General features: G+C 66.2%; 24 protein-coding genes. 15 read left to right on the plus strand and 9 right to left on the minus strand.

Annotated elements, in window-relative coordinates; all coding sequences use genetic code 11:
* Positions 1-10: 10 nt before the first annotated feature.
* Positions 11-1,633 carry a tannase/feruloyl esterase family alpha/beta hydrolase gene (locus EEB15_RS00600; RefSeq protein WP_141507589.1) on the minus strand — a complete coding sequence of 541 codons (1,623 nt, stop codon included), beginning with the start codon at positions 1,631-1,633 and terminating at the stop codon, positions 11-13.
* 209 nt (positions 1,634-1,842) lie between these two features.
* On the opposite strand from EEB15_RS00600, the gene EEB15_RS00605 reads away from it, so the two are divergent.
* Positions 1,843-2,760 carry a helix-turn-helix domain-containing protein gene (locus EEB15_RS00605; protein WP_158289952.1) on the plus strand — a complete coding sequence of 306 codons (918 nt, stop codon included), beginning with the start codon at positions 1,843-1,845 and terminating at the stop codon, positions 2,758-2,760.
* Here the strand turns inward: EEB15_RS00605 and EEB15_RS00610 are convergent.
* From EEB15_RS00610 to EEB15_RS00625, 4 genes are read right to left on the minus strand one after another with little or no spacing between them, the layout of a single operon-like run.
* Entirely contained in the window at positions 2,732-3,232 is a 501-nt protein-coding gene (locus EEB15_RS00610; protein WP_141507591.1) for an Lrp/AsnC family transcriptional regulator, read from the minus strand. The two genes, EEB15_RS00605 and EEB15_RS00610, sit on opposite strands and share 29 nt — an antisense overlap.
* Positions 3,233-3,264: 32 nt before the next feature.
* On the minus strand, positions 3,265-4,617 hold the full coding sequence (locus tag EEB15_RS00615) for an aspartate aminotransferase family protein (RefSeq protein WP_141507592.1): 1,353 nt from the start codon (positions 4,615-4,617) through the stop codon (positions 3,265-3,267).
* The gene (locus tag EEB15_RS00620) at positions 4,614-5,654 is read right to left on the minus strand and encodes a phosphotransferase (protein WP_141507593.1); all 1,041 of its coding nucleotides are present in this window, start codon (positions 5,652-5,654) and stop codon (positions 4,614-4,616) included. The genes EEB15_RS00615 and EEB15_RS00620 overlap by 4 nt, the downstream gene beginning before the upstream one ends.
* Entirely contained in the window at positions 5,651-6,316 is a 666-nt protein-coding gene (locus tag EEB15_RS00625; RefSeq protein WP_141507594.1) for a haloacid dehalogenase type II, read from the minus strand. The genes EEB15_RS00620 and EEB15_RS00625 overlap by 4 nt, the downstream gene beginning before the upstream one ends.
* Positions 6,317-6,517: 201 nt before the next feature.
* Here EEB15_RS00625 and EEB15_RS00630 point away from each other — a divergent pair, with 201 nt between their 5' ends.
* The 4 genes from EEB15_RS00630 (at position 6,518) to EEB15_RS00645 (ending at position 9,994) form a co-directional block, all read left to right on the plus strand.
* Positions 6,518-7,378, plus strand: a complete 861-nt coding sequence (locus EEB15_RS00630) for a helix-turn-helix domain-containing protein (protein ID WP_141507595.1) — start codon at positions 6,518-6,520, stop codon at positions 7,376-7,378.
* 149 nt (positions 7,379-7,527) lie between these two features.
* Positions 7,528-9,201, plus strand: coding sequence for a tannase/feruloyl esterase family alpha/beta hydrolase (locus tag EEB15_RS00635; protein WP_141507596.1), 1,674 nt, complete (start codon positions 7,528-7,530; stop codon positions 9,199-9,201).
* 98 nt (positions 9,202-9,299) lie between these two features.
* Positions 9,300-9,587, plus strand: a complete 288-nt coding sequence (locus EEB15_RS00640) for a hypothetical protein (RefSeq protein WP_141507597.1) — start codon at positions 9,300-9,302, stop codon at positions 9,585-9,587.
* Positions 9,584-9,994, plus strand: coding sequence for a type II toxin-antitoxin system PemK/MazF family toxin (locus EEB15_RS00645; protein ID WP_141507598.1), 411 nt, complete (start codon positions 9,584-9,586; stop codon positions 9,992-9,994). Before EEB15_RS00640 ends, EEB15_RS00645 begins: the two co-directional genes overlap by 4 nt.
* Before the next feature lie 31 nt (positions 9,995-10,025).
* On the opposite strand, the gene EEB15_RS00650 is transcribed toward EEB15_RS00645, so the two are convergent.
* From EEB15_RS00650 to EEB15_RS00670, 4 genes are all read right to left on the minus strand, one after another.
* Positions 10,026-11,351 carry an FAD-binding oxidoreductase gene (locus EEB15_RS00650; protein ID WP_141507599.1) on the minus strand — a complete coding sequence of 442 codons (1,326 nt, stop codon included), beginning with the start codon at positions 11,349-11,351 and terminating at the stop codon, positions 10,026-10,028.
* Positions 11,352-11,404: 53 nt separating this feature from the next.
* A complete protein-coding gene (locus EEB15_RS00655; RefSeq protein ID WP_141507600.1) occupies positions 11,405-12,877 on the minus strand; it encodes an aldehyde dehydrogenase family protein in 1,473 nt (490 codons plus the stop codon).
* Positions 12,874-14,274: an aspartate aminotransferase family protein gene (locus tag EEB15_RS00660; RefSeq protein ID WP_141507601.1), complete on the minus strand. Its 1,401-nt coding sequence runs from the start codon at positions 14,272-14,274 to the stop codon at positions 12,874-12,876. Before EEB15_RS00660 ends, EEB15_RS00655 begins: the two co-directional genes overlap by 4 nt.
* A gap of 742 nt (positions 14,275-15,016) precedes the next feature.
* Entirely contained in the window at positions 15,017-15,988 is a 972-nt protein-coding gene (locus tag EEB15_RS00670) for an ornithine cyclodeaminase family protein (protein ID WP_141508002.1), read from the minus strand.
* 252 nt (positions 15,989-16,240) lie between these two features.
* On the opposite strand from EEB15_RS00670, the gene EEB15_RS00675 reads away from it, so the two are divergent.
* The 10 genes from EEB15_RS00675 (at position 16,241) to EEB15_RS00720 (ending at position 26,543) form a co-directional block, all read left to right on the plus strand.
* The gene (locus tag EEB15_RS00675; protein WP_141507602.1) at positions 16,241-17,860 is read left to right on the plus strand and encodes an ABC transporter substrate-binding protein; all 1,620 of its coding nucleotides are present in this window, start codon (positions 16,241-16,243) and stop codon (positions 17,858-17,860) included.
* A 6-nt stretch (positions 17,861-17,866) separates the two neighbouring features.
* Complete coding sequence (locus EEB15_RS00680) at positions 17,867-18,823, plus strand: ABC transporter permease (protein ID WP_141507603.1); 957 nt, start codon at positions 17,867-17,869, stop codon at positions 18,821-18,823.
* Positions 18,820-19,689 (plus strand): ABC transporter permease, encoded by an 870-nt coding sequence (locus EEB15_RS00685; RefSeq protein WP_141507604.1) that lies wholly within the window; start codon positions 18,820-18,822, stop codon positions 19,687-19,689. The genes EEB15_RS00680 and EEB15_RS00685 overlap by 4 nt, the downstream gene beginning before the upstream one ends.
* A complete protein-coding gene (locus tag EEB15_RS00690) occupies positions 19,689-21,527 on the plus strand; it encodes an ABC transporter ATP-binding protein (protein ID WP_141507605.1) in 1,839 nt (612 codons plus the stop codon). The genes EEB15_RS00685 and EEB15_RS00690 overlap by 1 nt, the downstream gene beginning before the upstream one ends.
* Positions 21,528-21,544: 17 nt before the next feature.
* Positions 21,545-22,402, plus strand: coding sequence for an N-formylglutamate amidohydrolase (locus EEB15_RS00695; RefSeq protein WP_141507606.1), 858 nt, complete (start codon positions 21,545-21,547; stop codon positions 22,400-22,402).
* Entirely contained in the window at positions 22,399-23,259 is an 861-nt protein-coding gene (locus EEB15_RS00700) for a fumarylacetoacetate hydrolase family protein (protein WP_141507607.1), read from the plus strand. The genes EEB15_RS00695 and EEB15_RS00700 overlap by 4 nt, the downstream gene beginning before the upstream one ends.
* 51 nt (positions 23,260-23,310) lie before the next feature.
* Positions 23,311-24,762, plus strand: a complete 1,452-nt coding sequence (locus EEB15_RS00705) for an NAD-dependent succinate-semialdehyde dehydrogenase (RefSeq protein ID WP_141507608.1) — start codon at positions 23,311-23,313, stop codon at positions 24,760-24,762.
* Positions 24,763-24,897: 135 nt separating this feature from the next.
* Positions 24,898-25,674, plus strand: coding sequence for a hypothetical protein (locus EEB15_RS00710; RefSeq protein ID WP_141507609.1), 777 nt, complete (start codon positions 24,898-24,900; stop codon positions 25,672-25,674).
* A 192-nt stretch (positions 25,675-25,866) separates the two neighbouring features.
* Positions 25,867-26,256: a hypothetical protein gene (locus tag EEB15_RS00715; protein ID WP_141507610.1), complete on the plus strand. Its 390-nt coding sequence runs from the start codon at positions 25,867-25,869 to the stop codon at positions 26,254-26,256.
* Positions 26,253-26,543: a phosphopantetheine-binding protein gene (locus tag EEB15_RS00720; protein ID WP_141507611.1), complete on the plus strand. Its 291-nt coding sequence runs from the start codon at positions 26,253-26,255 to the stop codon at positions 26,541-26,543. The genes EEB15_RS00715 and EEB15_RS00720 overlap by 4 nt, the downstream gene beginning before the upstream one ends.
* Positions 26,544-26,546: the final 3 nt, after the last annotated feature.

Below are 26,546 nucleotides of genomic sequence, written 5' to 3' on the forward strand. Positions count from 1 at the left end.
GCTCGGCGCGTCAAGGGGCTGAGCAAGTGAAGTTCGCGGCGTCATCCGTGCTGCCGCTTCCCTTGTACTTGGCCACTTGCGGGTAAGGGCAGAGCGGACGGGTTTGCGTCACGGCGCCGTTCACGATGCTCGAGGCGGTGATGTCGGCTGGGGCTTGCCCCTTCTCGGACCAGGCCATGAGCGCGCGGAAGATGTCCGTCTTGGGCTCCATCGGAACCGCGCCGCTCGCCCTTTGCCCGAACTCGCTGACACCGGTGCCGCCGGCGCAATGGCCCATGCCGGGCACCATGTACAGCCGGGAGAACTCGTCCGGGGCGCTGACGGTCTGCTTGACACGGTCGTAATACTTCACGGTGCCTTGCGGCATGATGAGGTTGTCGCTCCACCCGTGGTACATGATGACCTTGCCGCCCCGCTGCTTGAACGCGGAGATGTCGGGGTTGTCGGTCGCCATCATCGGGCCTACCATCTCGGCGTTCTTGTTGAAGAAGGCCTCGAAGTTGGTCAGGTTCAGCGTCTTCCAGTCCCAGTTGGGGTCGAAGTACACCCAGTACCTGGCTTGCTCGATAGGGATGGGGAACGGATCGGCTCCGGCCAACGCGCCGAGGTCGGCGCCGCGCTCCACGCCAGGCCAGAGCAACTGCCCCGCGGTGTTGCGCGCGCCGCCCCAGATTTTCTGCAGCGCGGTGGCTTCGCCAGGAGCAAGGCAGGTTCCGTCGGCCGAAGAGCAGTCGGCCCGCGTGATCTGCGTGTCCTTCGTGGGATCGTAGGTGCACGAGCGCGGATCTCCGATCACGCCATCCGTGACACCGTCCGCTGCGTCGCACGCAGCGACAGCGCGACGGGTCGCGAGCTCGCGTTTTGCCGCGGAGAGCGGGCCGCCGGCGTCCGCTTTCATGACCAATTGCGGCCAGATCTGGTAGACCTGGAACCGGTCCCAGTGGATGGCGGGCGCGCCCGCGAGGATGGCGTCATAGTCCGCTGGGTATCGCTGGGCCATCATCAGGCCCTGGCGCCCGCCAGTCGAGCAGCCGTACCAGTACGAGCGAACCGGGTCCTGCCCATAGAAGGCCTTTACCAACTGTTTGCCGATGACCGCCATGAGGTGTTCCGACCTGTGCGCGAAGTCGGTCTGCAGTTGCGTATTCGGCTTGCCGGGCGATTCCATGCCGAACGCGCCGGAGAGAAAGAAGCCCGTGTGGCCTGTGTCCGTCGTCGCGCCGGCAAAGCCCTGGCGAATGGAATCGACGGCCGGCGCCAGCTGCGCGGACCCGGCGTAGACGCCGTTTCCTTCGGCCCGGAATCTGCCGTTCCAGGCGGCAGTAGGCAAGGAAACCCAGATGTTGACCTGCGGATCGACCTTCACCTTAACCATGCAGTACGGCTTGTCCGATGCGGCCGTGCCTGTGCTGCCGGTGGCCACTTCCAGAATGGTGGCGGGCGCATCGGCGGTCAGCAGCGTGGCTCCAATGCCTTGCATGGTGCAGGCGCTGGTGGGGTTGATCGAAATGTTGTCGGCAACCAGTGGCAAGGTGGCCGCGTTGCCGCTGCCGCCCCCGCAACCACCGAGTGCAGCGGCCGCAAGAGCCGCCATTGCGGCACGCGCCACCCATGGGCATCGATTTGTTTTCAAAGCTGTCTCCTGCAAGTTGAAGGCGTGATTGCACTGCGCATCGGTTCAGGTGTCTTGCAAGATCCGATCAGATTTCCATCGGCGGCGCAGCGTCGAGGGTAAATGCGCAGGAGCTTGTGCATCTAGCAGCTATGTCGAATCGATATGTCTCCAAGGGCGGGTTCGGTGCCAGAATTGATTTCTCAGCCTCAATTCGGAAATCGATTCCCATGGGCAGAATCCCCGGCCAGCAGGAAGAGGCAAATCCGCTCGGCGAGCGCAACCTGCTCAGCGCGGAGGCGGCCGCGCATTGGCGCGGCTTCGCTATGGCATGGCTGGAGGCGAGCCCCCATGTCGAGGTCGGCGACTCCGAGGTAATAACCACCCGGCTCGCGATGCTGGACAGCGGCTGCGCGCAAGCCGAGTTCGCATACGGAAGAAAATCCTTCGACTGCGACCTGACTGCCGGTGCAATCGGCCTGTTTGCCCAGGGCACTCACATGAATCGCATTCGCTGGAAGTGCCAGGATGTGCGCCGCATCATCGTCGAGGTCGACCTGGCTCGCCTGTCCGATCCCGTCTGGCGCGAGTGTGTGCGACAGCTGCCGCAGGAAACTCAGGTCGAGTTCCGCGACGAAGGTTTGGCCGCGATGCTTCGAAGCATGGTCGCCGAGGCCGCGAGCGGGTCTGTCAACGGGCAGCTGTATGCGGAGTCCCTCTCTCTCGGCGTAGCGCTGCGACTACAGCAGCGGGCCGCGAACCGGGCGCGCGTATCTTGTGAGCGCGGCAAGCTCACTGCAGTTCAGGTCGAACGCCTGGAAGAGTGGATTGGCGTCCATCTGGCGGAGGACATTTCCCTTGCACAGCTCGCGCGGATCGCCGGATTCAGCCCGGCCCATTTCGTTCGCCTCTTCAAGAATTCCCTGGGCTGCGCGCCATACCGTCACGTGCTCAACATCCGGCTCGAACGCGCGCGGCAACTGCTGCTGGCGAGCGACCTTCCGATCGCGGCCATCGCAGTGGAAACCGGGTTTGCAAGCCAAAGCCATCTGACGACGGCTTTTGTGCGCGAGCACAAAGTGCCTCCGGGTCAACTTCGGCGTTCGGAAGCGGTTCGCGTCAGATGCGATCCACCGGCCCTGCAATGAGATTGAGCGGATGCGTCCGCTTGCCGGACGACTGGCGCAGGACAATCCGGCTCGTGAACTTCTCGATGCCGATGTCGTCTTCCAGCAGCCGCTCCATCAGCGCCTGAAAATGCGCGACATTCGGCGCGACGATTTTCAAGAGGTAGTCGTAGCCGCCACTCACGTTGTGCCACTCCACAATTTCGGGGTGCCGATCAACGGCCCCTTCGAACTTGCGGAAGTCGAAAGGCCGATGACTGCTGATCGTCACCTCCGAGAAAACCGTGACGCAATTGCCCAGCTTCTCCAGCGCGATGTCGGCGCCATAGCCGCGGATCACGCCGGTCTCCTGCAACCGCTTCGTCCGCACGAGGCATGGGCTTTGGCTCAGGCCCACGGCGTCGGCCAACTCGACGTTCGAGCAGCGGCCCTCGCGCTCGAGGTGCGCAAGAATCTTCAGGTCGAACCGGTCGAGGGGAACTGCTGGGCCCATGGCCGGATGGTAGCGCTGGATATCGCGCGCAGCTAGTGCGCGCCGGCCGCCCGCGCTTCGACGAGCGATTCGTCGAGCGCCTGGATGACGAGGCCGGCCTGGTCTGCCGACAGTACCAGCGGCGGCCGGATCTTGAGCACGTTGTGCCTCATTGCACAGGCGCTGATCAGCACACCCTTGTCGCGCATCCGATTCACCACCTGGCTCGTCAGGACGCGATCGGGCGCCCGCGATACCCGGTCGGAGACGAGCTCGACCCCGACGAAAAGCCCTGCACCGCGCACATCGCCGATGGCTTCGTGCCGGCCGGCAAGAGCGGCGATGCCGTCGTGCAAGACCTTGCCAACTTTGGCGGCGTGCTGCACCAGCTGCTCCCGCTCGATGGTGTCCAGCACCGCCAGCGCCGCCGCGCAGGAGACGGTGTTGCCCGCGAAGGTGTTGAAGTAGCGCGAGCTCTTCCCGAATTCCGCCAGCACGTCGGCGGTTGCGAGCAGTCCCGCGATCGGTTGGCCGTTGCCCATCGGTTTGCCCATAGTGACGATGTCCGGCACGACATCGTGACGCTGGAAGCCCCAGAGGTGTTCGCCGGTCCGGCCGAAGCCGGGCTGCACTTCGTCGGCAATGAAGATGCCGCCGGCCCGCTTGATCGCGTCGACCGCGCCCCTCAGGAAGCCCGCCGGCCCGGGGAGGATGCCGTCGCTGGTGAACAGCGAATCGACGATCAGCGCGGCCGGTTTGATGCCGTGGCGCCGCAGATCGGCGATCGCTGCTTCGACGTCGCGGGTGAAGCGCTCGGACAGATCAGCGCCTTCGGCGTGATACAGGCGCGGCGCCGGAACCAGGCGCACATGCGCGCCGAGATCGACGGTCACACCCAGCGAGGGTGAGAACTTCGACACGGCGTCGGTGATGCCGTGATAGGCGGTGTCGGTCACGATCACGCCGGTGCCACCGGTACGGACCTTCGCGATGCGATAGGCGAGGTCGTTGGCCTCGCTGCCCGTGCAGGTCAGCATCAGGTGGGCCAGGTCGGTTCCGGGCACGCTCGCGAGCAGGCGTTCGGCCAGCTCGAGAATCGTGTTGTGCAGATAGCGCGTGTTGGTTGCCAGCGTCTGCACCTGCTTGCAGATCGCCTCGGTCACCGCCGGGTGGCAATGTCCGAGCGACGTGACGTTGTTGTAGGCGTCGAGGTAGCGGCGACCCTCCAGGTCGATCAGCCAGGCGCCTTCGCCCCGCACGATGTGAAGCGGGCGCTCGTACATCAAGCGGTAGGCCGGGCCGAGCAGGGCATCGCGGCGCGCGATCATCTTCTCGGTGGCCGCGCCCACGTCGGCGCGGCCGGGGATATAGGCATTGACCATGTTCAGGTCGGTCGTGCTTTTCATTGAGTGGCTCCAATAGATGTGCCGGCGAGCAGCCGGTCGCGTGCGGTATCGCGTGAGAGGTCCGCCATCTGGGAGAGGGCCTCCCAGGCCGCGGGGTTGTGTCGCATGATGTAGGCGCGGTTCTCGGGGTAGCGCGCGGCGCGCCATTCGGAAATCAGCGCCGTGATGAGGTGGCGCGTCGCCATGAGATCGGCGACGACTTCCTGTTCGGCGGCGGTGAGCGGCAGCACCGCCTGGTAAGAGGCCACGAACTGGGCCGGCCCTTCGAAAGGATCTGCGTTGCCGGTCATGTGGAAGGCGGCGGCCGTCGCGACTTCGCCGACGAGCGGTGCATGCACCATGTCGCCGAAATCGATGATGCCCACGATGCGCGCCTGGTCGTCGGGTGCGACCAGCACGTTGTAGAGGTGGTAGTCGTTGTGGATCACCTGCGACCGCAGCGAGGCCAGGTGCGGCAGCACGTGCGTGGTGAAGCGCGTCATGAAGGCTTGGGCCAGCGCGCGGCGCTGGGCGTCCACGAGGCTGTCGAGCTGCTCGGACAGCCGATGCGCCGTGGCGACGTTCCACAGCAGGTCATGCGCGCCGCCCGGATGCGCGAAATCGCACAGCGCGCTGTTCAACGCGGCGAGGCCGCTTCCCATGGCGCGTCGCTGTGCGGCGGTGCGCACTGTTTCGCGGATCTGGATGCCGTCCAGGTAGGTCAGCATGCGCACGCGCGTCTGCACGCCATCGGCGAGCGCGATCGTGCTGTGCGTGCGTCCTTCCAGTGTGCGCACGACGCGCGGCACCGGCTCGCCCGGCGACACGCGGGCGATGTGGTCGAGCGCCGCAATCTGGAAGTCGACGACTGCGGCCGGCTCTGATGGATTGCTGATCTTGAAGACATAGCGGCTGCCATCGGTCGCCTGCACCAGGCAGTTCTGGTCACGCTCCCCCGCCAGCGGGCGGGTGGAACCCTCGATGCCGTAGATGCGGCGGACCAAAGCTTCCACCTCTGCCGGCCCGAGGTCCGGCGCGGTGGTGCTCAACGCGCTCATAGGCCGAGCAGTCCAGGAAGCTGGCGGACGTCGGTCAACCTGCTGACGCCATAGTCAGTGGACGTCGGTTCGTGGCCGCGATCGATGAATGCCTTCGCCATGAAGCCCAGGTCCGAAGCCGTCATCAGGTCGTACCGGAAGCTCGATGAGACATGCATCATCTGGTCGGGCGCGCATCCGAGCTTGTCGAACATGTACTCGAAGGTCTGAATGCGAGGCTTGTACGCACGCGCCTCTTCGGCGGTGTAGACGGCGTGGAACTTTGCCTTGAGATGCGCGACGCTTGCGGGAATCAGGTCGACCATCGAATTCGAGAGGATCACCAGCGGGATGTGCGGCGCGATCGCTTCAAGCACCTCGACAACGTTTGGATGCGGCTGCCACGTTGGGATGGCGTCGTAGAGCGCGACGGCGTCCGACCGCTTGCACTCGACGCCGTGCGCCTTGCATGCGCGCTGGATGGAGTTCTCGACAACATCGAAGAATGGCTTCCATTCGCCCAGGACTTCGTCGAGGCGATAGGCGCGAAAGCTGTCCAGAAAGGCAGCCATGCGCGCTGCAGGGACGCGGTCCTCGAACAGGCGCTTGGCAGTCGGCCCCATCTCGAAGTTGATGAGCGTGCCGTAACAGTCGAAGCTGATGAATTTGGGTTTGAACGTCATGGGGCATCCACGTGTTGGGGTGGATATGAGTCTATGAATCCCCCGCCTCACGGAAATGCCGCATTCACCTGCGGCGCAAGTGGAATCCGTTTCAATCCCGGCGCTTGCCGGAACTTTGCGTGGCCCTGGGTTTGTGGCGATTGATTTAGTTATTTAATACAACTATATTGGCATCCATCCGGACACCTGTTTCGACCCGCCATGGCCCACGCCCCCCTGCCAGGACCCGACGGCCTGTTCACCGTCACGGTGCCACCGCGCTTCGGTGTCGACAGCAGTGCCGTGGGCTGGCGCGGCGCGTTTTTCACGGATCTCCAAGCCGCGCCGCACGGCACGGTCGATCACGGCCATGCGCGGTTCAGCGTGCAACAGTCCGCCGTGCCGATTCAAATTCGCGAGCTGCGCGCCGGCGCCGCATGGACCACCGCGACGCCGGGCGTGGGCGTCTGGCGCCCGGGTGACGAACAGCGCTTCGAGTGGCGGGGCGGTGGAAACCGGCAGTTTCTCTTTATCGACCCGGCCATGGTCGAACAGGTTCTGGACTGCCCGGCAGCCCCGCGAACCTCGCGCCGCGGGCCCGCGGAGGTGATTGCCTCTCCTCTTGCGGCGACGCTGTTGCAGGCGCTGGTGCACGACCTGCAAGATGGCAGCCCCGGGGGAACACTCGTGGGCGACAGCCTGATCGTCGCGCTGGTGGTCCATCTGTGGGGGCCCGGTTCGGACCGGCGTCCAGGGAGTGGCCTGCCGGCTGCCGCATGCAAGCGCGTGCTCGGCTACATCGAAGAGCGGCTGGAGACGCCGGTGAGCCTCGCGGAGCTCGCGGAACTCGCCCGCATGAGCGTGCGGCACTTCTGCCGGGCCTTTCGCGCGAGCATGGGCTGTTCGCCCCACCAGTACCTTCTGCGGCAGCGAGTCGAGCGCGCCAAGTCGTTGATCGCCACGCGTGAAATGGCGCTGTGCGATGTCGCGCAGGCGTCGGGGTTCGCCGACCAGAGCCAGTTGACGCGCACGTTCCGCAAGCAGATGGGCATCACGCCCGCCGGCTACCGCGCCGGCTGTTAGCTGCCCGCCTGCCCGCCCATCCGGCCATGGCCGGATTCGGCCACCCTGGCCTGAAGCGCCAAGACCCCAAACACGTCGACGCCTAGATTGGGGTCCGGCCGGGCATCCCGCCCGGACCGCATCGAATCGAATCGCCGGAGACAAAATCCATGAAGTCCAGAATCAGTTTTCGAACGGCCGCTGCAATGGCGCTCGCCATCACGGTCGCCGGGTGCGGCGGCGGAAGCGGCGTCGCAGCGTTGACCTGCGACACCATAACCAGCGCCTCACTCAACATCGCCGGGCTGAAGGTCGCATCGGCCGTGAGCGTGGCCGCGAAGTCCGACGGCGCGATGGCCGCACAGAACTATCCCGCGCACTGCCGCGTGCAAGGCAGCATCAACGAACGCACGGGCGCTGACGGAAAGCCCTACGCCATCGGCTACGAAGTCCGCTTGCCAGAGTCGTGGAACGGCAAGTTCTTCTTCCAGGGTGGCGGCGGCACCAACGGTTTTCTGGTGCCAGCCGTGGGCGACCTGCTCAACTCCACCGAGTCCAACGCGCTCAGCCAGGGCTATGCGGTCGCCAGCACCGACGGCGGGCACAACGGCGGGCAGGCGGACGTGAGCTTCGGCCTCGACCCGCAAGCACGGTCAGACTACGGCTACAACGCGGTCGGCACCTTGACACCCGCCGCCAAGCAGATAATTTCGCGGCGATACGGCCGCGCGCCGGATCGCTCGTACCTCATGGGCTGCTCCAATGGCGGACGCGATGCGATGGTCGCCGCGACGCGTTTCGCCGACCAGTTCGACGGCATGGTGGCAGCCAACCCGGGCTTCAACCTGCCCAAGGCGGCCATCGCCCAGCAATGGGACACGCAGCAGTTCATGGCCGCGGGCGCAGGCCAGTTGCCGAAGGACGCCTTTCCGCCGTCGGTGATGAACGCGGTGTCGAATCGCATCCTCGCGAAGTGCGATGCGCTCGACGGCGCGGTCGATGGCATGGTCAACAACCGCAGTGCCTGCCAGGCCGCGTTCAACCTCGACACCGACGTGCCCACCTGCACCGGCGCGCCCGATGGTACCTGCGTGACCGCGGCCCAGAAAGCGGCGCTGAAGAATGTCTTCGGCGGGGCGAAGAACGGCGCCGGCCAGGCCCTGTATGCCTCGTTCCCGTGGGACGCCGGCGTCTCCGGCGCCAACTGGCGCTTCTGGAAGCTGGACGCGGGCTTCGCGCCGCTGCCGTTCAACACCTTGATCGGCGCGGGCGCGATGGGCTACATCTTCAGCTCGCCGCCCGATGCGCCCAACCTGGCCGATGCGGGCCTGGGCTACCAGCTTGGCTTCAACATGGACACCGACGCGCCGAAGATCTTCGCGAAGAACGCCGTGTTCAAGGAATCGGCGATGGACTTCATGACGCCGGTGAATGTCACCCAGTTGTCGGCATTGAAGAACCGCGGCGGCAAGCTGATCGTCTATCACGGCACCGCGGACCCGGTCTTCTCGCCCAACGACACCATCGCCTGGTACGACGCCGTCAATGCCGGCGACAGCACGGCGCCGGCCTACGCGCGCATGTTCCTCGTGCCGGGCATGAACCATTGCAGCGGTGGCCCGGCAACGGACCGGTTCAACATGCTGACGGCCCTGGAGAACTGGGTCGAACACGGAACCGCGCCGGAGTCCGTCGTGGCGAAGGTCAATCCCGCCGACCCGGACGTTGTGGCCAAGGGATGGCCGGCCGCTCGCACCCGTCCGCTGTGCGCCTACCCCAAGCAGGCCATGCTGAAGGCCGGGGCTACCGATCTTGAAAGTGCGAGCTCCTTCGTCTGCCAGTGAAAAACCTGGAAATCAGCCACCTTGCCCCAGCGGCGAGGCTTGACAGAGGGTATTGCATTGGATATCTTCAAGATATCCAGTTTCAGGGAGCCCCTCTCATGGCAACTCGCAGCACAGCTGACCAGATCGCATTCCGCTACCGCCCGGCCGACAGCACGACCGGTGTCACCCGCGACACCGCCAAGCGTCTGGCCGAACGCCTGGGCGTCGATGAAACCCAGGCGATCCATCTGGCCCTGCACGACATGGCGGTCAAGCTGCTGCCACAGTACGAGGCCGACGAGGGCCCGCTGACAGCGGCTCAGATGCGACAGATCAAGAAGCGCGTCCCGCAAGGCAAGAAGAAGTCCGTACGCTCCAGCCTCTTCGAGGTAGAGCCCGCATGACATCGCAGTGGTGGGCCGAGCCCACCGCCGGCGAGATTGTCTGGTGCCATTTTCCCGACGACATCCATCCTCGCCCAAAGCCCCGGCCTGCATTGATCCTGGCCGTTTTCGATGACGATGCACCGGAGTTCACGGTGCGCGTTGCCTACGGCACCAGCCAGCGAACCACCACTTTGCACCGCGGCGAGTTCTCCATCCTGCGGGACCGCAACCCGGCGGCCTACGAGGCCGCCGGCCTGAGTTACGACACCAAGTTCGACCTGAAGCAAGCCCTTGACCTGCCGTACACGACGGAGTGGTTCTCGGTGCCGCCGGCGGCACCCCATGGCCAGATCCCGAAGCTCGGCACCTTGCACCCGTCGCTGGTACGAGCCGTCCAGGCGGCATTCCGGGCGGCCGCAGCATGAGCGCATTGAGTCCGCGTTCGCGGCATGATCGCTAGAAATCAGCGACCTTGCCCCACGCCGACGCATTGAACCGGGCAGGGTTGAAAGGCTCCGGATCGAAGATCGGCTTCGCACCCGACACCAAGTCGGCAATCAGGTGCCCCGCCCCAGGGCCGATGCCGAACCCATGCCCGGAGAAGCCCGCCGCCAGGATGAACCCAGGCACCTGCGGAATCTCTCCGATACCCGGCACGCCGTCGGGCGTGCTGTCGATGTAGCCGGCCCAGGTGTTGGCGATGCGGGCCTCGCGCAGCGGAGGCAACAAGTCGACGGCACGGCGGTGGATTTCGCGCACGCCTGCGGGATCGGGCTTCGGGTCGAGGATGCGCGCCCGCTCCATGGGCGTGGGCGCGTCCAGCTTCCATCGCGCGCGGGTTTCGTGGCCCCAGCGGATGCCTTCCAGGCCGCCGGGGAAGACGTTGCGCCAGCGCTTGGCGAACATCGGGATGAACTGCGGCGCGAAGCGCAGCAGCTGCGGCGTGGGGTCGGCGCGCCCACGGCCGCTGATGGCCAGGACGTAGTGGCCGTCTGGGCGCCGGGTGATGGCGACGCGTGGGCTGGTCAGCGCGGCCGGCAGTTGCTGTTCCACCGGCGACAAGCGCACGATGGATTGGCGAATCGTGGCCAGCGGAAACCGAATGCCGAGCTGGTTGCAGAACGACGACGCCCACGCACCGCCCGCCATCACCGCGGTCTTGGTCTTGATGACGCCGGCTTCTGTGATGACGCCGCTGACCCGCCCACCTTCCATCTCGATGCCGCGCGCGGCGCAATTCTGGTGGACGGTCCCGCCGAGTTTCATGATTGCGGCTGCCACAGCCGGCGCCGCCTTGGCCGGATCGGCCGTGCCGTCGCTGGGTGAGAAGACGCCGCCCTTCCACGTGCGGCCGGTCGCGAGGCCTCGCTCCGAGGCTTCACGGCCGCTGAGCATGTGCGTCGTCACGCCAGCCGTCGTCGCGAATTCGCGCCACTTGGCCCAGCCGTCGATCTGGGCTTCGTCATCGCTCAGGTACAGCAAGCCGCAGCGCGTGAAGCCCGTGTCTTCGCCGGTGTCGGCGGCAAACTGGTCCCAGAGCTCGAGGCTCCTGGTGGCCATGGGCAGTTCGCGCGCGTCGCGGTTCTGCTGGCGGCACCAGCCCCAGTTGCGGCTCGATTGCTCGGCGCCGATGCGGCCCTTTTCGACGACGGCGACCGACATGCCGCGCTGGGCCAGGTAATAGGCGGTGAAGACTCCGATGATGCCGCCGCCGATCACGACGACGTCGGCACTGGCCGGCAGGTCCGGTGAAGTCTCGAGGAGGCGCAAGGGCTGGGACATGGACGGATTGCTATCGTTGTTCATTGTCCGCGCTCTTTGAACCAAGGTCCCGGTCATGCTGTCTCCTCCTGCCCGTACCCCAAGATCGCTTTCGTCTCCAGGTATTCCTGGAAACCTTCCAGCCCGTATTCGCGTCCGTTGCCCGAACGCTTGTAGCCGCCAAAGGGCGCATGCCCATCCCAGGCCGGGTTGTTGATGTGCACCTGCCCGGAACGGATCCGCGCCGCGACCGCGCGCGCCGCCGCCAGGTCCTGGCCCTGGACGTGTGCGCCCAGGCCGTAGATGGTGTCGTTGGCGATCTGCACTGCTGCGTCCACGCTGTCGTACGCGATGATCGAAAGCACCGGCCCGAAGATTTCTTCCTGCGCGATGCGCATCTGAGAATCCACGCCCGAGAAGATGGTGGGCCGCACGTAGAAGCCGCGCTCCAGGCCCTGCGGCCGGCCGGGGCCACCGTGGATGAGCCGCGCGCCTTCGGCGATGCCGGCTTCGATCATTTCCTGCACGCGGTTGAACTGCGCGCGATTCGCCACGGGGCCGTGCGTCGTCTGCGGTGAACGCGGGTCGCCGACGACGAATTTGGATGCTGCTTCGCACGCGAGCCGCTCGACCTCTTGCAGGCGTTCGCGCGGGACGATCATGCGGGTTGGCGCGCTGCACGACTGGCCGACGTTGCGCATGCCCGCCGCCACACCGGTCGCAACGGCGCGTGCGAAGTCCGCATCCGGCAGGATGACGTTGGGCGACTTGCCGCCGAGTTCCTGCGCCACGCGCTTGACCGTGGGCGCCGCGGCTTGTGCCACCAGGACGCCGGCCCGGGTCGAACCGGTGATCGAGATCATGTCCACGTCGGCGTGCGCGGCCATCGCAGCGCCCACCTCCGGCCCGTTGCCGTTGACGAGGTTGAACACACCCGCGGGAACGCCGGCATCGCGCATGACCTGCGCGAAGAGCAGGGCGGAGAGGGGCGACAGTTCGCTGGGCTTCAGGACGACGGTGCATCCCGCCGCCAGCGCGGGGCCGACCTTGGCGGTGATCTGGTAGAGCGGCCAGTTCCAGGGCGTGATCAGCGCGCACACGCCGATGGCTTCGCGCACGATGGCAGTGTCGCCGCGATGGGTGAGGAAGGCATAGCTGCCCACGATGTCGCGGGCGACGCGGATGTGCTCCGCCGCGACCGGCACTTGAGTGCTACGCGCAAAGCCGATGGCAGCGCCCATTTCGAGCGAGATCGTCTCCGCAAACAATTCAGCCCGCTCGAGGATCAGGCTGTGCACGCGACCCAGAAGCTCCGCCCGGCTTTTTGGAGAACTGACGGACCAGGTCGCGAAGGCGCGCCTGGCGGCATCCACCGCGGCTGCGACGTCTTGCGCGTTGCCCAGCGCGATCTGCGCGACAGGCTCTTCGGTCGAAGGGTCGATGACGCTGGCGCGGTCTTGCCCGGCGGGCAAGACCCACTCACCATCGACGAAGATGCGGTCCAGGTGCCCCGAGCTTTTGAAGTGCTGGACGACAGAGTCTTTCATGCCACCGCCCGCCGCACTTCCGGCTGGTCCAGCACTTCATCCAGCGTGCGGTTCAGGCGCTCGAACATCTGCTCGAACTCCGATGCCGTGTAGCAAAGCGCCGGCGCGAACCCGAGAATGCAGTCACCGAACGCGCGGAAGATCAAGCCGTTCTTGTAGGCGGCCTTGGCGATGCGGTCAGGCAACTGCAGCGCCGGATCGAAACTCGCTTTGGTGTACTTGTCGCTCACCAGCTCCAGTGCGCCCAGCAGGCCGCGCGAGCGCGCATCGCCCACCAGCGGATGCCGCAGCATCGCCTGCAGCCCGGCTTCGAAGTGGCGCGCCACCTTGCGGCCGTTGGCGAGGATGCCGCCTTCTTCATAGAGGCGGATCACCTCCAGCGCCACGGCGGCGCCGACCGGGTGGGCGGAGTACGTGGCGCCATGGCCCACCAGGGCGCCGGCGGGCGTACCGTCGGCGATGCCGGTGTACACGCGCTCGGAAATCAGCAGCGCGCCTAGGGGCACGTAGCCGGCCGTGAGGCCCTTGGCCACGGTCATCAGGTCGGGCGACACGCCTTCGGCTTCGCACGCGAACATCGGGCCGGTGCGCCCGAAGCCGGTGATCACCTCGTCGACCACGAACAGGATGTCCAACTCACGGCAGGCCTCGCGCATGGCTTTGAGCCATCCCACGGGCGGCACGATCACGCCACCGGAGCCCTGGATGGGTTCGCAGAAAAAGGCCGCCACGTTCTCGGCGCCGAGTGCATGGACTTTGGCGCGCAGCGCCGCGACCGACGCGTCGATGACGGCTTGCGGGTCGTTGCCCACGGGGCTGCGGTAAGGGTAGGGCGAGGGGATGTAGTGCTGCTCCGGCCGCGGCAGGTCGAAGCCGCGGTGGAAGGCCGGCAGCGCGGTGAGGCCCGCGCCCGTCGACGACGAGCCGTGGTAGCCGCGCTCCAGCGCGATGAACTGCTTTTTGTTCGGCCGGCCCGTGCTGTTGTAGTACTGCACGATCAGGCGCACCGCGGCATCCACTGCCTCGGAGCCGCCGAGCGTGAGGTACACATGGTTCAACCCGGCCGGCGCGATCTCCACCAGCTTGGCGGCCAGGCGGATTGCCGGCTCGCTGGCGTAACTGAAGTAGCCGGTGGCGTAGGGCAGCTCGCGCATCTGGCGCGCCGCGGCTTCCACGACGCTCTCGTGGCCATAGCCGATGTTCACGCACCAGAGGCCCGCGAAGGCGTCGAGCAGCTCGCGGCCTTCGGCGTCGCGCAGCCAGGCGCCTTTGCCACTTTGCAGCACGGTCGCACCGCGCTGCTCGTGGCCGCGCCAGTTGGCGACAGGGTGCACCAGGTGGGCCCGGTCGAGCGCCACCAGCGATTCGTTCAAGGAGAGTTGGGCGGTAGGAGTCATGCGATCAATCGTAGGTGCGCGTGCGCAGCGTGTGCTGCCGGATGGCGGGTGGCGCGCGACGGACGATGCTGTTGTTCGCGTGTGGAAAGGAGAATCTGCTTTGGCTTTGGCTTTGGCTTTGGCTTCGGTGGCGGTCTCACGCCGGCAGGGCACCCTTCACCCTCCATGTCCCCCGGCGCGGGAGGCGCCTCCTCCTTTACTTCCGGGTGAAGGGCGCCCTGCCGGCGTGAGACTGGACGGAGTGTCGATGTTCCACGAGTGATGCACAACGAGACCCCGTAGGGTGGGCAACTTGTTGCCCACCATTTCCCGCGCGCTAGACTGCCGCGATGTCGAACTACCGTCGCGCACTCGTTCCTGGCGCGACTTATTTCTTGACAGTGGTCCTTGAAGACCGCACAAGCGACCTCCTGATCCGTCAGATCGACGCCCTTCGCCAAGCGTATGCGACTACTGCCGCAGGCCACCCATTCGAGACGCTCGCAATTTGCGTGATGCCAGAACACTTGCATGCCATCTGGCGGCTGCCGGAAGGTGACAGCGATTTTCCCTTGCGCTGGCAACTCATCAAGCGAAGATTTTCGCGGGGGATGGCGCCTGCCCCCGTTAGTCGCACAAGTGAAGGACTGGCCGCACAGCAGCTTTCACAAGTGGGTGGAGCGGGGGGATCTGCCGGCAGCTTGGGGACTGGTGAAGCACGCGAGTGGAAATTTCGGTGAGTGAAGTGTGGCTGTGCTGACACTTACCAGGCCCAGCCGATCCGGGTGCCGAGCCCCTGCGCCGACGCGCGCTCGTAGATCAGCCGAGCGACGGTCAGGTCCTGCAAGGCCAAGCCGGTCATGTCGAAGACAGTGATGTCACCCGCCGCGCGCGTGAACTCGGTCTCGCCCAGCAGCATGTTCCCAAGCTCGACGCACGGCGTCTCACGCGCCCATTGCAGTTCGCCCAGCTGCAGTGCCTGATCGCGATCGTCCACCACCAGCCGTGCCCGCTCCAGCAATCCGGCGGGCAGTTCACGCTTGCCGGCGGTGTCGGCGCCCACACAGTTGAGGTGCGTGCCGGCGCGCACGGCCTTGGCATCGAAGAGCGGGCCGCCGCCCGGCGTGGCGGTGATCACGACGTCACTCTCCGACACGGCCTCGTTCGCATCAGGCGCGCACCGGATGTCGCACAGGCCCGCGAACGCCGACTCGAATGCCGGGTCGGCACCGCGCTTCGACGAAACGTACTGCACGCGCGAGAGCTTCGGCAGCGTTCGCAACGCGAAGCGCAATTGCGATCGCGCCTGCACGCCGGTGCCGAAGACGGTGAGGCAGGTGCTGTCCTGCCGGGCAAGCAATTCCAGGCCGAGGCCGCCCGCTGCGCCCGTGCGCACCGTCGTGATGGCATTGCCGTCGATCACGCACAGGGGCCGCCCGGTGAGCGGATCGAACAGCAGGATCGTCGCCTGGTGCGGCTCGCCTCCCGCATCGCGGTTGCGCGGCCAGAAGCCCGCGGCCTTGAACCCCAACAGGCCCTGCGATGGAACGTCGCCCGACTTGATGCCGAAGACACCGCCGGTGGGCAGCTTCTCGCGCACCACCGGGAAGACCCGGCCTTCCCGCCTGCCATGCAGCAGGAAGGCTTCGCGGACGGCCTGCGTGACTTCGGCGGGCGTGAGCAGTTGCTCCACGGCGTTCTTGTCCGCAAGGAGGAGGGTGGCGTCAGCGCCCATGGTTGCAATCTCCATTCGGTGTTTTCTTTGGATGGCCATCTTGGGACTGGTGGCGGCGCCGCGCTAGTACGAATTTGGCGTCGCGCGCGGACGGCACAAACACACCGCGCGCCGCGCCACTTCCGGTTTTTGCTGTGGCCGCCGGGCGCACAACCGCAGCATCTGCGGCGAACGCGGCATAGCATTCAAGGCATCGCTTAGCCAGCAATCTTCCCAGCAAATTAGCCAGCCACATTCCCACAGGAGAAAAGCATGGAACACCAAACAAAGCTCAACGGCCTCGTCGGCCCCGAAGAGAGCACGCGAATCCTCGGCGCCTTGCAGCGCGGCGCGAGCCGGCGCGATGTTCTGGCCATGTTGACGGCCGGCGGCATGCAGGCTGTGCTGGCCGGCAGCATCGCGGGCGTCGCCACCAGCGCGCATGCGCAAACGCCGCGCAAGGGCGGCCGCATCAAGGTTGCAGGAGCGGCCTCCGGCGTGGGTGACACATTGGATCCGGCCAAGCAGGCCAATCACACGGACTACATCCGCGGCTTCACCTTCTACAACGGGCTGACCTACCTGGACGGCAACCTGCGGGCGCAACCGCAACTGGCCGAGGAGTTCACGACCAAGGATGCCAAAACCTGGGTGTTCAAGCTACGCCGCGGCGTCACCTTCCACGATGGCAAGCCGCTCACACCGGCCGACGTGGCGTTCTCGCTGATGCGCCACAAGAACCCTGCGACCGGCTCGCGCGCCAAGGTGCTGGCCGAGCAGTTCGAGGAAGTGAGCGCCACCGGGCCGAACGAGGTCACCATCCGCTTGGTTGCGCCCAACGCCGACCTGCCCGCGATTCTGGGCACCTATCACTTCCACATCGTCAAGGACGGCACGACCGACTTCAGCGCCGGCATCGGTACCGGCCCCTACAAGGTCAAGGAGTTCAAGCCGGGCGTGCGCTCCATTGCCGTGCGCAACGAGAGCTACTGGAAAACGGGCCGCCCTTACCTGGACGAGATCGAGTACGTGGGCATCAGCGACGAGACCGCGCGCGTGAACGCGCTGCTGGCCGGCGAGCTGGACCTGATCGTGCAGGTCAACCCGCGCTCCATCGACCGCGTGAACGCGACCGGCAAGCACGCGGTTTTCGAGACCAAGGGCGTGTCCTACACCAACCTGATCATGAAGCGCGACGGCGGCCCCGGCGGCAACCCGGACTTCGTGGCGGGCATGAAGCTGCTGTTCAACCGCGAGCAGATGCTCAAGTCGATCCAGCTGGGCCGTGGCGTAGTGGCAAACGACCAGCCCATCGGGCCGGCCAACCCCTTCTACTTCAAGGGCCTCAAGCAGCGCGCATACGATCCCGAGAAGGCCAAGTGGCACCTGCAAAAGGCCAACCTGGGCAGCGCCGCCATCCCGATGGTCGCCTCGTCCGCCGCGACCAGCTCGGTCGAGATGGCCCTGGTGCTGCAGCACGCGGCCCGGCAGGCCGGCGTCAACCTTGAGGTGCGCAACATGCCGGCCGACGGCTACTGGTCGCAGCACTGGGCGAAGCACCCGGTGAGCTTCGGCAACGTCAACACCCGCCCCAGCGCCGACTTGGCGTTGACGCTGTTCTTCAAGTCCGACGCGCCCTGGAACGAGGCGGGCTGGAAGAACGAGAAGTTCGACCAGCTGCTGGTGGCCGCACGCGCCGAAACCGACGCGGCCAAGCGCACCCAGATGTACGCCGACATGCAGGTGATGGTCCACAACGAGGGCGGCATCGGCATTCCGATGTTCCTCTCCAGCCTGGACGGGCACAACAAGAAGGTGAAGGGCCTCAGCCCCATCCCGCTGGGCGGCCTGATGGGCTCGAACTTCGCTGAGCACGTTTGGCTTGAAGCCTGACCTGACATGAACCTCACCATCTTGAAACTGGTGGCGGGCCGCATCCTGGCGGGTCTGGGCTCGCTGCTGGCGGTATCGGCGGTGGTGTTCGCCATCACCGCCGTGCTGCCCGGTGACGCGGCGGAGGAGCGGCTCGGCCAGGACGCCACGCCCGATGCTGTGAAGGCCTTGCGCAAGGAGATGGGCCTGGACCGAAGCCCGGTGCTGCGCTACTTCGACTGGCTGGGCGGCGTGGCCACCGGCGACCCGGGCAAGTCGGTGGTCACGGGCGTGCCCGTGGCCGAGGCTGTCGCCAGCCGCTTGCCCAACTCACTGCTGCTGGCCGCCGTGACGGCAGCCTTCGCCGTGCCGCTCGCCCTCGGACTCGGCATCCTGTGCGCCTTGTGGCGCGGCTCGGCGTTCGACCGCTTCACCAGCATGACCGCGGTGGCGGTGGTTTCCGTGCCGGAGTTCCTGGTCGCCACGCTGGCCGTGCTGCTGTTCGCCGTCCAGCTGAAGTGGTTACCGGCGCTCTCGTACGAAGTCAACCTGTCCTCGCCCGGCAAGATGCTGCATTCGTTCGCGCTGCCGGTGCTCAGCCTGGGCAGTGTGATCATGGCCCAGATGATGCGCATGACCCGCGCCGCCGTGATCGACCAGCTGGCCGCGGCCTACATCGAGATGGTGCGGCTGAAGGGCGCCACTGCCGCCCGCACCGTGCTGTTCCACGCGCTGCCCAATGCGATCGGGCCGATCGCCAACGCCGTGGCCCTCAGCCTGTCGTACCTGCTGGGCGGCGTGATCATCATCGAGGTGATCTTCAACTACCCCGGCATCGCCAAGCTCATGGTCGACGGCGTCGTCCAGCGCGACATGCCGCTGGTGCAGGCCTGCGCCATGATCTTCTGCGCGGGCTATCTGATCCTGGTGATGCTGGCCGACGTGTGCGGCATCGTTTCCAACCCGAGATTGAGGCACCAATGACTGTCGCTACCCTCGTTCCCCCCACCGCGGCGACGCGCAAGCGCGGGCTGCTCGCGGGCTGGTCGCGCACGGGCAAGCTGGGCCTGGCCGTGCTGGCCTTCTGGATCGCCGTCGCGCTGTTCGCGCCTTTCCTGGATGCGCACTCGCTGGGCGAGATGTCCGACGCTGGCGTCTTCCAGGCCATGAGCGCGCAGCACTGGCTCGGCACCGACTATCTGGGCCGCGACATGCTCATTCGAATCATCGCGGGCACACCCTATACGATCGGCGTCGCGCTCGTGGCCACGCTGCTGGCCTGCGGTGCGGGCGCGCTGCTCGGCCTGCTGGCCGCGGTCACGGGGGGCTGGATCGACGCAGCCCTCAGCCGCTTGCTGGACACGTTGGTTTCCATTCCCAGCAAGATGTTCGCGCTGGTGGTGATCGCCGGGTTCGGCTCGTCGGTTCCGTTGCTGATCGGAATGGCCGCGATTGTCTACACGCCGGGTTGCTACCGCATCATCCGTTCGTTGGCCGTCAACATCAACGCGATGGACTATGTGACCGTCGCGCGGGCCCGCGGCGAAGGCCGCGCCTACATCATGCGGCGCGAAGTCTTGCCGAACATCACGGGGCCGCTGCTGGCGGACATGGGCCTGCGCTTCGTCTACGCGCTGCGCCTCTTGGCCAGCCTGAGCTTCCTGGGCCTGGGCGTACAGCCGCCGATGGCGGACTGGGGCTCGCTGGTGCGCGAGAACCTCGGCGCGCTGCCGGTCGGCGGTGTTTCGGTGCTGGCGCCCGCGCTGGCCATCGCGACCCTGACCATTGCCGTGAACCTGGTGATCGACAACCTGCCGGGCCACACCGACGCCGACCGGGAGACACACTGATGGGTGCCACTGTTCTCGTGAACGATCTGCGCGTCGTGGTGCAGGCCGCCGGCGGTGAAACCGCCATCGTCAAGGACGTTTCCTTCCGCATCGAGCCCGGCGAAGTGCTGGCGCTGATCGGTGAGTCCGGCTCGGGCAAGACCACCATCGGCCTGGCCCTGATGGGTTACGCACGGCACGGCTGCCGCATCGCGGGCGGCAGCGTGCGCATCGGCGAAACCGACGTGCTGGGCCTGTCGGACGCCGAGCGGCGTGCGCTACGCGGGCGGCGCGTTTCGTACGTCGCGCAAAGCGCCGCGGCGTCGTTCAACCCGTCGCGCACGATCATGGACCAGGTGGTGGAAACGTCCCGCATCCACAACCTGATGCCTCGCGAGCAGGCGCAGAAGAAGGCCGTCGGGCTGTTCCGCCAGCTGGCGCTGCCGCAACCCGAAACCATCGGCGACCGCTATCCGCACCAGGTGTCGGGCGGCCAGTTGCAACGGCTGATGGCCGCGATGGCGCTCATGAGCGATCCCGACCTGGTGATCTTCGACGAGCCCACCACAGCTCTGGACGTCACGACGCAGATCGAGGTGTTGCATGCCTTCCGGCGCGTGGTGCGCGAGCGCAAAACGACCGGCGTCTACGTGACCCACGACTTGGCGGTGGTGGCGCAGATGGCCGACCGCATCCTGGTGCTGCGCGACGGCGCGCAGCGCGAGATCGGGACCACGCCGCAGATCATCAGCCAGCCGAAGGACGACTACACGCGCATGCTGATCGACGCCGCCGATCCCAAGCCGCGCGCCACCGAGGCGCTGGCGGCGGGCACGCAGCCGTTGCTGGAGATCCGCAATCTCCTCGCGGGCTACGGCGAACTCGACAAGCATGGGCGGCCGGCTGTGCCGGTGCTCGACGACGTGAGCGTGCGCCTGTTCCGCGGCCAGGCCGTGGGCGTGATCGGCGAGTCGGGCTCGGGCAAGACAACGCTCGCGCGCGTCGTGGCGGGACTGGTGGCGCCGGCCGGCGGGCAGATCCTGTTCGACGGCAAACCGCTGCCGCGCCTGGTCGAAGGGCGGTCGCGCGACGAGTTGCGCCGCATCCAGATCGTCTTCCAGATGGCGGACACGGCGTTGAACCCGCGCCACACCGTGGGAGAAATCCTGGCGCGGCCCCTGCAGCTGTACCTGGGCCTCAAGGGCGATGCGCTGGAAAAACGCGTGGCCAAGTTGCTCGACCTGGTTCAACTGCCGCAGACCTGCGCAAAGCGGCTGCCGGGCGGCCTGTCCGGCGGCCAGAAGCAGCGCGTGAACCTGGCGCGCGCGTTGGCCGCGGAGCCCGACCTGATCCTGTGCGACGAAGTGACGTCGGCGCTGGACACGGTCGTCGGTGCGGCCATCCTCGACTTGCTCGCGCAACTGCGGAAGGAACTGGGCGTGTCGTACATGTTCATCAGCCACGACCTGAACACGGTGCGCGCCGTGTGCGACGACATCGTGGTGCTGTACGCCGGCCAGAAGGTCGAGGCGATGGGGCGTGCGGCCTTCAACCACGCGCCGCGCCATCCTTACTTTCACCTGCTGGCCACCTCGGTGCCCGAGCTGCGTCCGGGCTGGCTCGACGAGGTGGGCGCCGCCCAACGCGCCGCGCTGCCATTGGTGCAGGCGCCGGTGGACCGCACGGGCATTTGCAGCTTCCTGGATCGTTGCCCGCTGCGCGTGGCCGGTGTGTGCGACAGCAAGATACCGCCGCGGCGCGAGCTCGAAGGCGGTGTCGAGGTGTTCTGCCATCGCAGTGCCGGCGAGCTGCTTGCGCTGCAGAAAACACGCCAGCCCGCCCACGAGGTCGCGGCCTGACCCCAATCGGATTGACCATGCATATCGAACCCGAAGTCTTTTATCGCTTCGACCCCGCAGCGTCCCCGGCGCCTGTGGTCGTGGACGTCTCGCGCAGCGGACGCTTCTACCCCATCGACTTTCGCTCGCCCATCCCATTCACGGCGCTGCACGACAACGTGTCGATGTATGTCGACGAGATCTGGAAGGACGCTCCGGCCCACGGCGCGACGATGCTGCAGGCGCTGTTTCCCAACACCTACATCGACGCCAACCGGCATGAGCTGGACATCGACCCGAGCCTCATCGAGGGCGAGTGGCCGGTGCCTGTTCAGTTCGTCTCCAAGAGCGGGTTGGGGTTGCTCAAGACCGTGTCACGATACGGTGAACCGCTGCAGGAGCGCAAGCTCACGGTTGCCGAAGTGCAGCACCGGCTGGACCGCTACTTCCATCCCTACCACCGCGCACTCGCTTCGGCGATGGACCGCATGCTGACGGCGCACGGTTTCTACTACAACTTCAGCTGCCATTGCATGTCGGCCGTCGGTGCGCCGACGCATGCCGACGCCGGCAAGGAGCGCATGGACTTCTGCCTGGGCAATCTGCGCGGCACGTCCAGCACCGCCGATTTCATCGAGTTCGTCGCCGAAGTCATCCGCGGCCAGGGCTTCACCTGCTCGGTCAACACGCCCTATACGGGTGGCGAGTTGAACCGGCGCTACGGCAATGCCGATGGCACGCGCGAAAGCATCATGGTCGAGATCAACAAGCGGACCTTCATGGACGTCAAGACGTTCAAGAAAAACGATGGCTTCGATGCGGTCCAGAACGTGGCGCGCGCAGTGCTGCAGGCCGTGGCGCAACGGGCACGCGAACGCATCGGGCGCAGCGCATGAAGATCGCCGCGTTCGAGCATGCCGGGGAATATCAGGTCGGGCTGGTCAGCCAGGATGGTAGCCATGTGCGGCCCTTCATGCTTTCCAGCGACAAGCGCCCGGTCGGCCTGTTGTGCCTGATCGCATGGCTGGAGAGCGGCGGGGAACTGCCGGCTGTCGGCGATGCGCTGCCGCTGGCGCAGGTGGGACTGCTCGCGCCGTTTCGCAGCTTCCGCCGCAATCTGTGGTGCGTGGGCCGAAACTACCGCGCCCACGCCAAAGAGCTCGCCGGCTCTGTGTTCCAGAAAGAACAGGAAGACGGCTGGCCGATGGTCTTCACCAAGGTGCCCGAGGCGGTGGTCGGCCCGCATGCCGAGGTGCGCCTGCCCACCGAGGTGTCCGAGCAGATCGATTACGAAGCCGAACTGGCGGTGGTGATCGGCCGCGGTGGCTGCAACATTGCCCGTGCCGACGCGATGAAGCATGTGTTCGGCTACACCATCGTCAACGACGTCACGGCCCGCGATGTGCAGATGCGCCATGGGCAATGGGACCTGGGCAAGAACCTGGACGGCTTCTGTCCGATGGGCCCGTGGGTCGTGACGGCCGACGAGATGGACGGCTGCAACACCCGCGTGCGCTGCTGGGTCAACGGCGAGCTGCGCCAGGATGGCCACACGGCCGACATGATCTTCGACATTCCCGCACTGATCGAGACGATGTCGCGCGGCATCACCTTGTATCCGGGCGACGTGATCGCCACGGGCACGCCCGCCGGCGTCGGCATGGGCATGCAGCCACCGCGCTGGCTGCGCACCGGGGACGTGGTGCGCGTCGAAGTGGATGGCATCGGCGCCATCGAGAACCGTTTTATTTAACTCGTTGTCGTTGCGGGCTCATGCCGGCATGACAAGGCAATGGATGGAAACATGCAAACACTGAACTACATCGCAGGCAACTGGCAAGCATCCCAGGACGGCCGACAATTCGAGGTGCGCAACCCAGCCGACGACAGCCTGATCACCCTCGCGGCCGACGGCGGCGGGGCCGATGCCCGGCTGGCCGCTGATGCGGCGGCCCAGGCGCTTCCCGCCTGGAAGGCACGCTCTGCACGCGAGCGCTGCCTCATCCTCAAGAAATGGCAGGCACTGATCGAGCGCGACGTGGAGCCGCTGGCCCAACTGATTTCGCGCGAGCAGGGCAAGCCGCTCGCCGAGTCGCGCGGGGAAATCGCCTACAGCGCGGGCTATGTGGAGTGGTTCGCGGAAGAGGGCGTGCGCGCCAACGGCGAGATCATCGCCGCGCCGGTGGCGAGCAAGCGCTACCTGGTGCTGAGGGAGGCCGTTGGCGTCGTCGCCGTGGTCACGCCCTGGAATTTTCCCGCGGCGATGATCGCGCGCAAGATCGCGCCCGCGCTGGCGGCGGGCTGCACGGTGGTCGCCAAGCCGGCGGAGGACACACCGCTGACTTCATTGGCACTCGTCAAGCTCGCCGAAGAAGCGGGCGTGCCGCCGGGTGTGCTGAACATCGTGCCCGCGTCGCGCGAGCGCACGCCCGAGGTGGTGGGCGAGTGGCTGCGCGACGGTCGCGTGCGCAAGATCAGTTTCACCGGCAGCACCGCAGTGGGCAAGCTGCTCGCGCGCGAATCGGCCCACACGCTCAAGAAGCTCTCGCTCGAGCTCGGCGGAAATGCGCCCTTCATCGTGTTCGAGGATGCGGATCTCGATGCCGCGGTCGAGGGCTTGATGGCCGCGAAGTTCCGCAACGGCGGACAGACCTGCGTGAGCCCCAACCGCGTGTTCGTGCACGAGGCGGTGCATGACCGCTTCGTCGACAAACTCGCGGCCCGCGTGGGCGCGTTGCGGGTCGGCCCGGCCGATTGGCCAGAGGCGGAGATCGGCCCGATGATCAACGCGCGTGCCGTGGACAAGATCGAAAGGCACGTGAACGACGCCGTCGCCAAAGGCGCGAAGGCCGTCGTGGGTGGACACCGCGTGCGAACCGGCATCGCCAATGGCCCGAACTACTACGCGCCCACCGTGCTGACCAACGCCAACCCCGGCATGGAGCTGTCGTGCGAAGAAACATTCGGCCCGGTCGTGCCCGTGTTCCGCTTCGCCACCGAAGCCGAGGTCATCGCGCAGGCGAACGACACGCCCTTCGGCCTGGCCGGCTACTTCTTCTCCAACGACATCAAGCGCATCTGGCGCGTGGCTTCGGCGCTGGAGACCGGCATGGTGGGCATCAACGAAGGCGCCATCGCCGCGCAGGCCGCGCCTTTCGGCGGCGTCAAGGAATCAGGCTATGGCCGCGAGGGCTCGCACTGGGGCCTGGACGAATACCTGCAGACGAAGTACCTGTGCCAGGGGAATCTCGCCTGAAGGTGTGCAGATCCAGTTGGCATAAGATCCGGCCGTCCCCCGCGCACCTCCAGCCCCGATCGGGCTCGGAGGTGTTCTATCAACTGCCGATCAACATGCCAGGGCCGGTCGCACACCGGCCCCACGACACTCACCATGAACATCCGCGTCCTCCTCCTCGCGACCCTGTGCGGCTTTCTTGGTGCATGTGCCACCATCCCCGACAACACGAAGCAGGTCGAGTTCGAGGGCAGGTCACTGAAGGAGGAAACGGTGGAACTGAGCCCGGGCAAGTACAAGGTCACGCTGGCCGGCTTTCAGCAGACCAAGGCGCAGGTTGAACGCGCCTATGCGTCCCGGGCCGCGCAAATGTGTGACGGACGCGGGGTTGCCGGGGAACCGGAATACGTTGGTCCGCTCGTTCACCGCAGTCCCGCTTTCGGTCCTTCGGTTCCCGGCGCTTACACGCTCGCCGGAATTGTCACTTGCCCGGATGCCGTGGCCGCGCCCACCGCAGCAGTCGCGGTGCTCCGTGACTCCATCAAGATCGCGAGTACGAGGAAGGCGCAGTTCTTCGTCGTGTCGAAAATCGGGGACGCGAGAATCGAAGACAGCTATTTGCGCACGGCGGTGCGCAACCAAGGTCGAGGTCTACAAATGACACCGACGCTGGTTGAGCGCAACGTTCCCGCACGGATGGCGACTTTCACGATCGAAGGACGCACACGGTACGCCGCTCCCATCATCGAATTGACTTCGGGAGAGCGTCTGCTGGACGTGGTGGGCACGGTCACGTTCGCGCCGGAAAACCACCGAACCTACGTCGTCAAGGGCGAACTGGGCGAGCGCTATTCGGCCGTCTGGATCGAGGAAGAGCTGGACGGGGGCGGATCGCGCATGATCGGCAAGAAGATCGAGACGGGCTCGCCGTAGCGAGCGGCGCGAGGCAGGCGTTGTTTATCTGCGCCGCACCGTGACCCTTTTCTCGGTGCCGGGCGCCTGTTGAGTAGAATTCCCTTGCCCACGGCCCGGCTGGAAACGAAAGTCGACGTGTGCACCACGGCGGCTGGAGCAAAGCCAAAAACAATCCATCCGCCTCCACTCAAACTTCCGGAGGAGTTTCCCATGCGCATTCATACCGTTCTCGCCACCCTGGCCATCGCCCTTGCCGTGACGGGCTGCAACAGCGTGCCCATCCAAAACATCGACCAGGCGCCCGCCATCAGCGCTTCCGGCAAGCCGTTGAACCGCGAACAGGTGCGTGGTGCCATCGTGCGTGCGGGCGCCGCCCTGGGCTGGCAGATGAAGGACGAAGGTCCCAACATGATCGTGGCCAATATCCAGCTGCGCAACCATACCGCCGTGGTGGCCATCCCCTACAACGCCAACAGCTACAGCATCAAGTACCGCGCCAGCACCGGCCTGGACGAAAAGGGCGGCACCATCCACAAGAACTACAACGGCTGGGTCCAGAACCTGACGCGCGGCATCAACGCGCAGCTGTCCGCATCATGAGCCTCGGTCTGGGTGCGCCCGCAGCGCAAGTATCGGCAAGGGAATTGGCCACGCTGGTGGTCGAAGGGTTGAACCTGGAGGATGTGAATCCGGCCGAGGTCGACCTTCTCGCGCCCCTGTTCGGCGGCGGGCTCGACCTGGACTCTCTCGACGTGCTGGAAATCTCGCTGCTGGTGCAGCAGCGCTACGGCGTGAAGCTGAAGGCGGACGACCCGAACAACGAGACCATCTTCGCTTCACTCCAGAGCCTGGCGGACCACATCGCCACCCTGGCCGCGCAGCGCTGATCC

It is taken from the genome of Ramlibacter sp. WS9 (assembly GCF_003797765.1).
In the GTDB taxonomy this organism is placed as follows: domain Bacteria; phylum Pseudomonadota; class Gammaproteobacteria; order Burkholderiales; family Burkholderiaceae_C; genus Ramlibacter.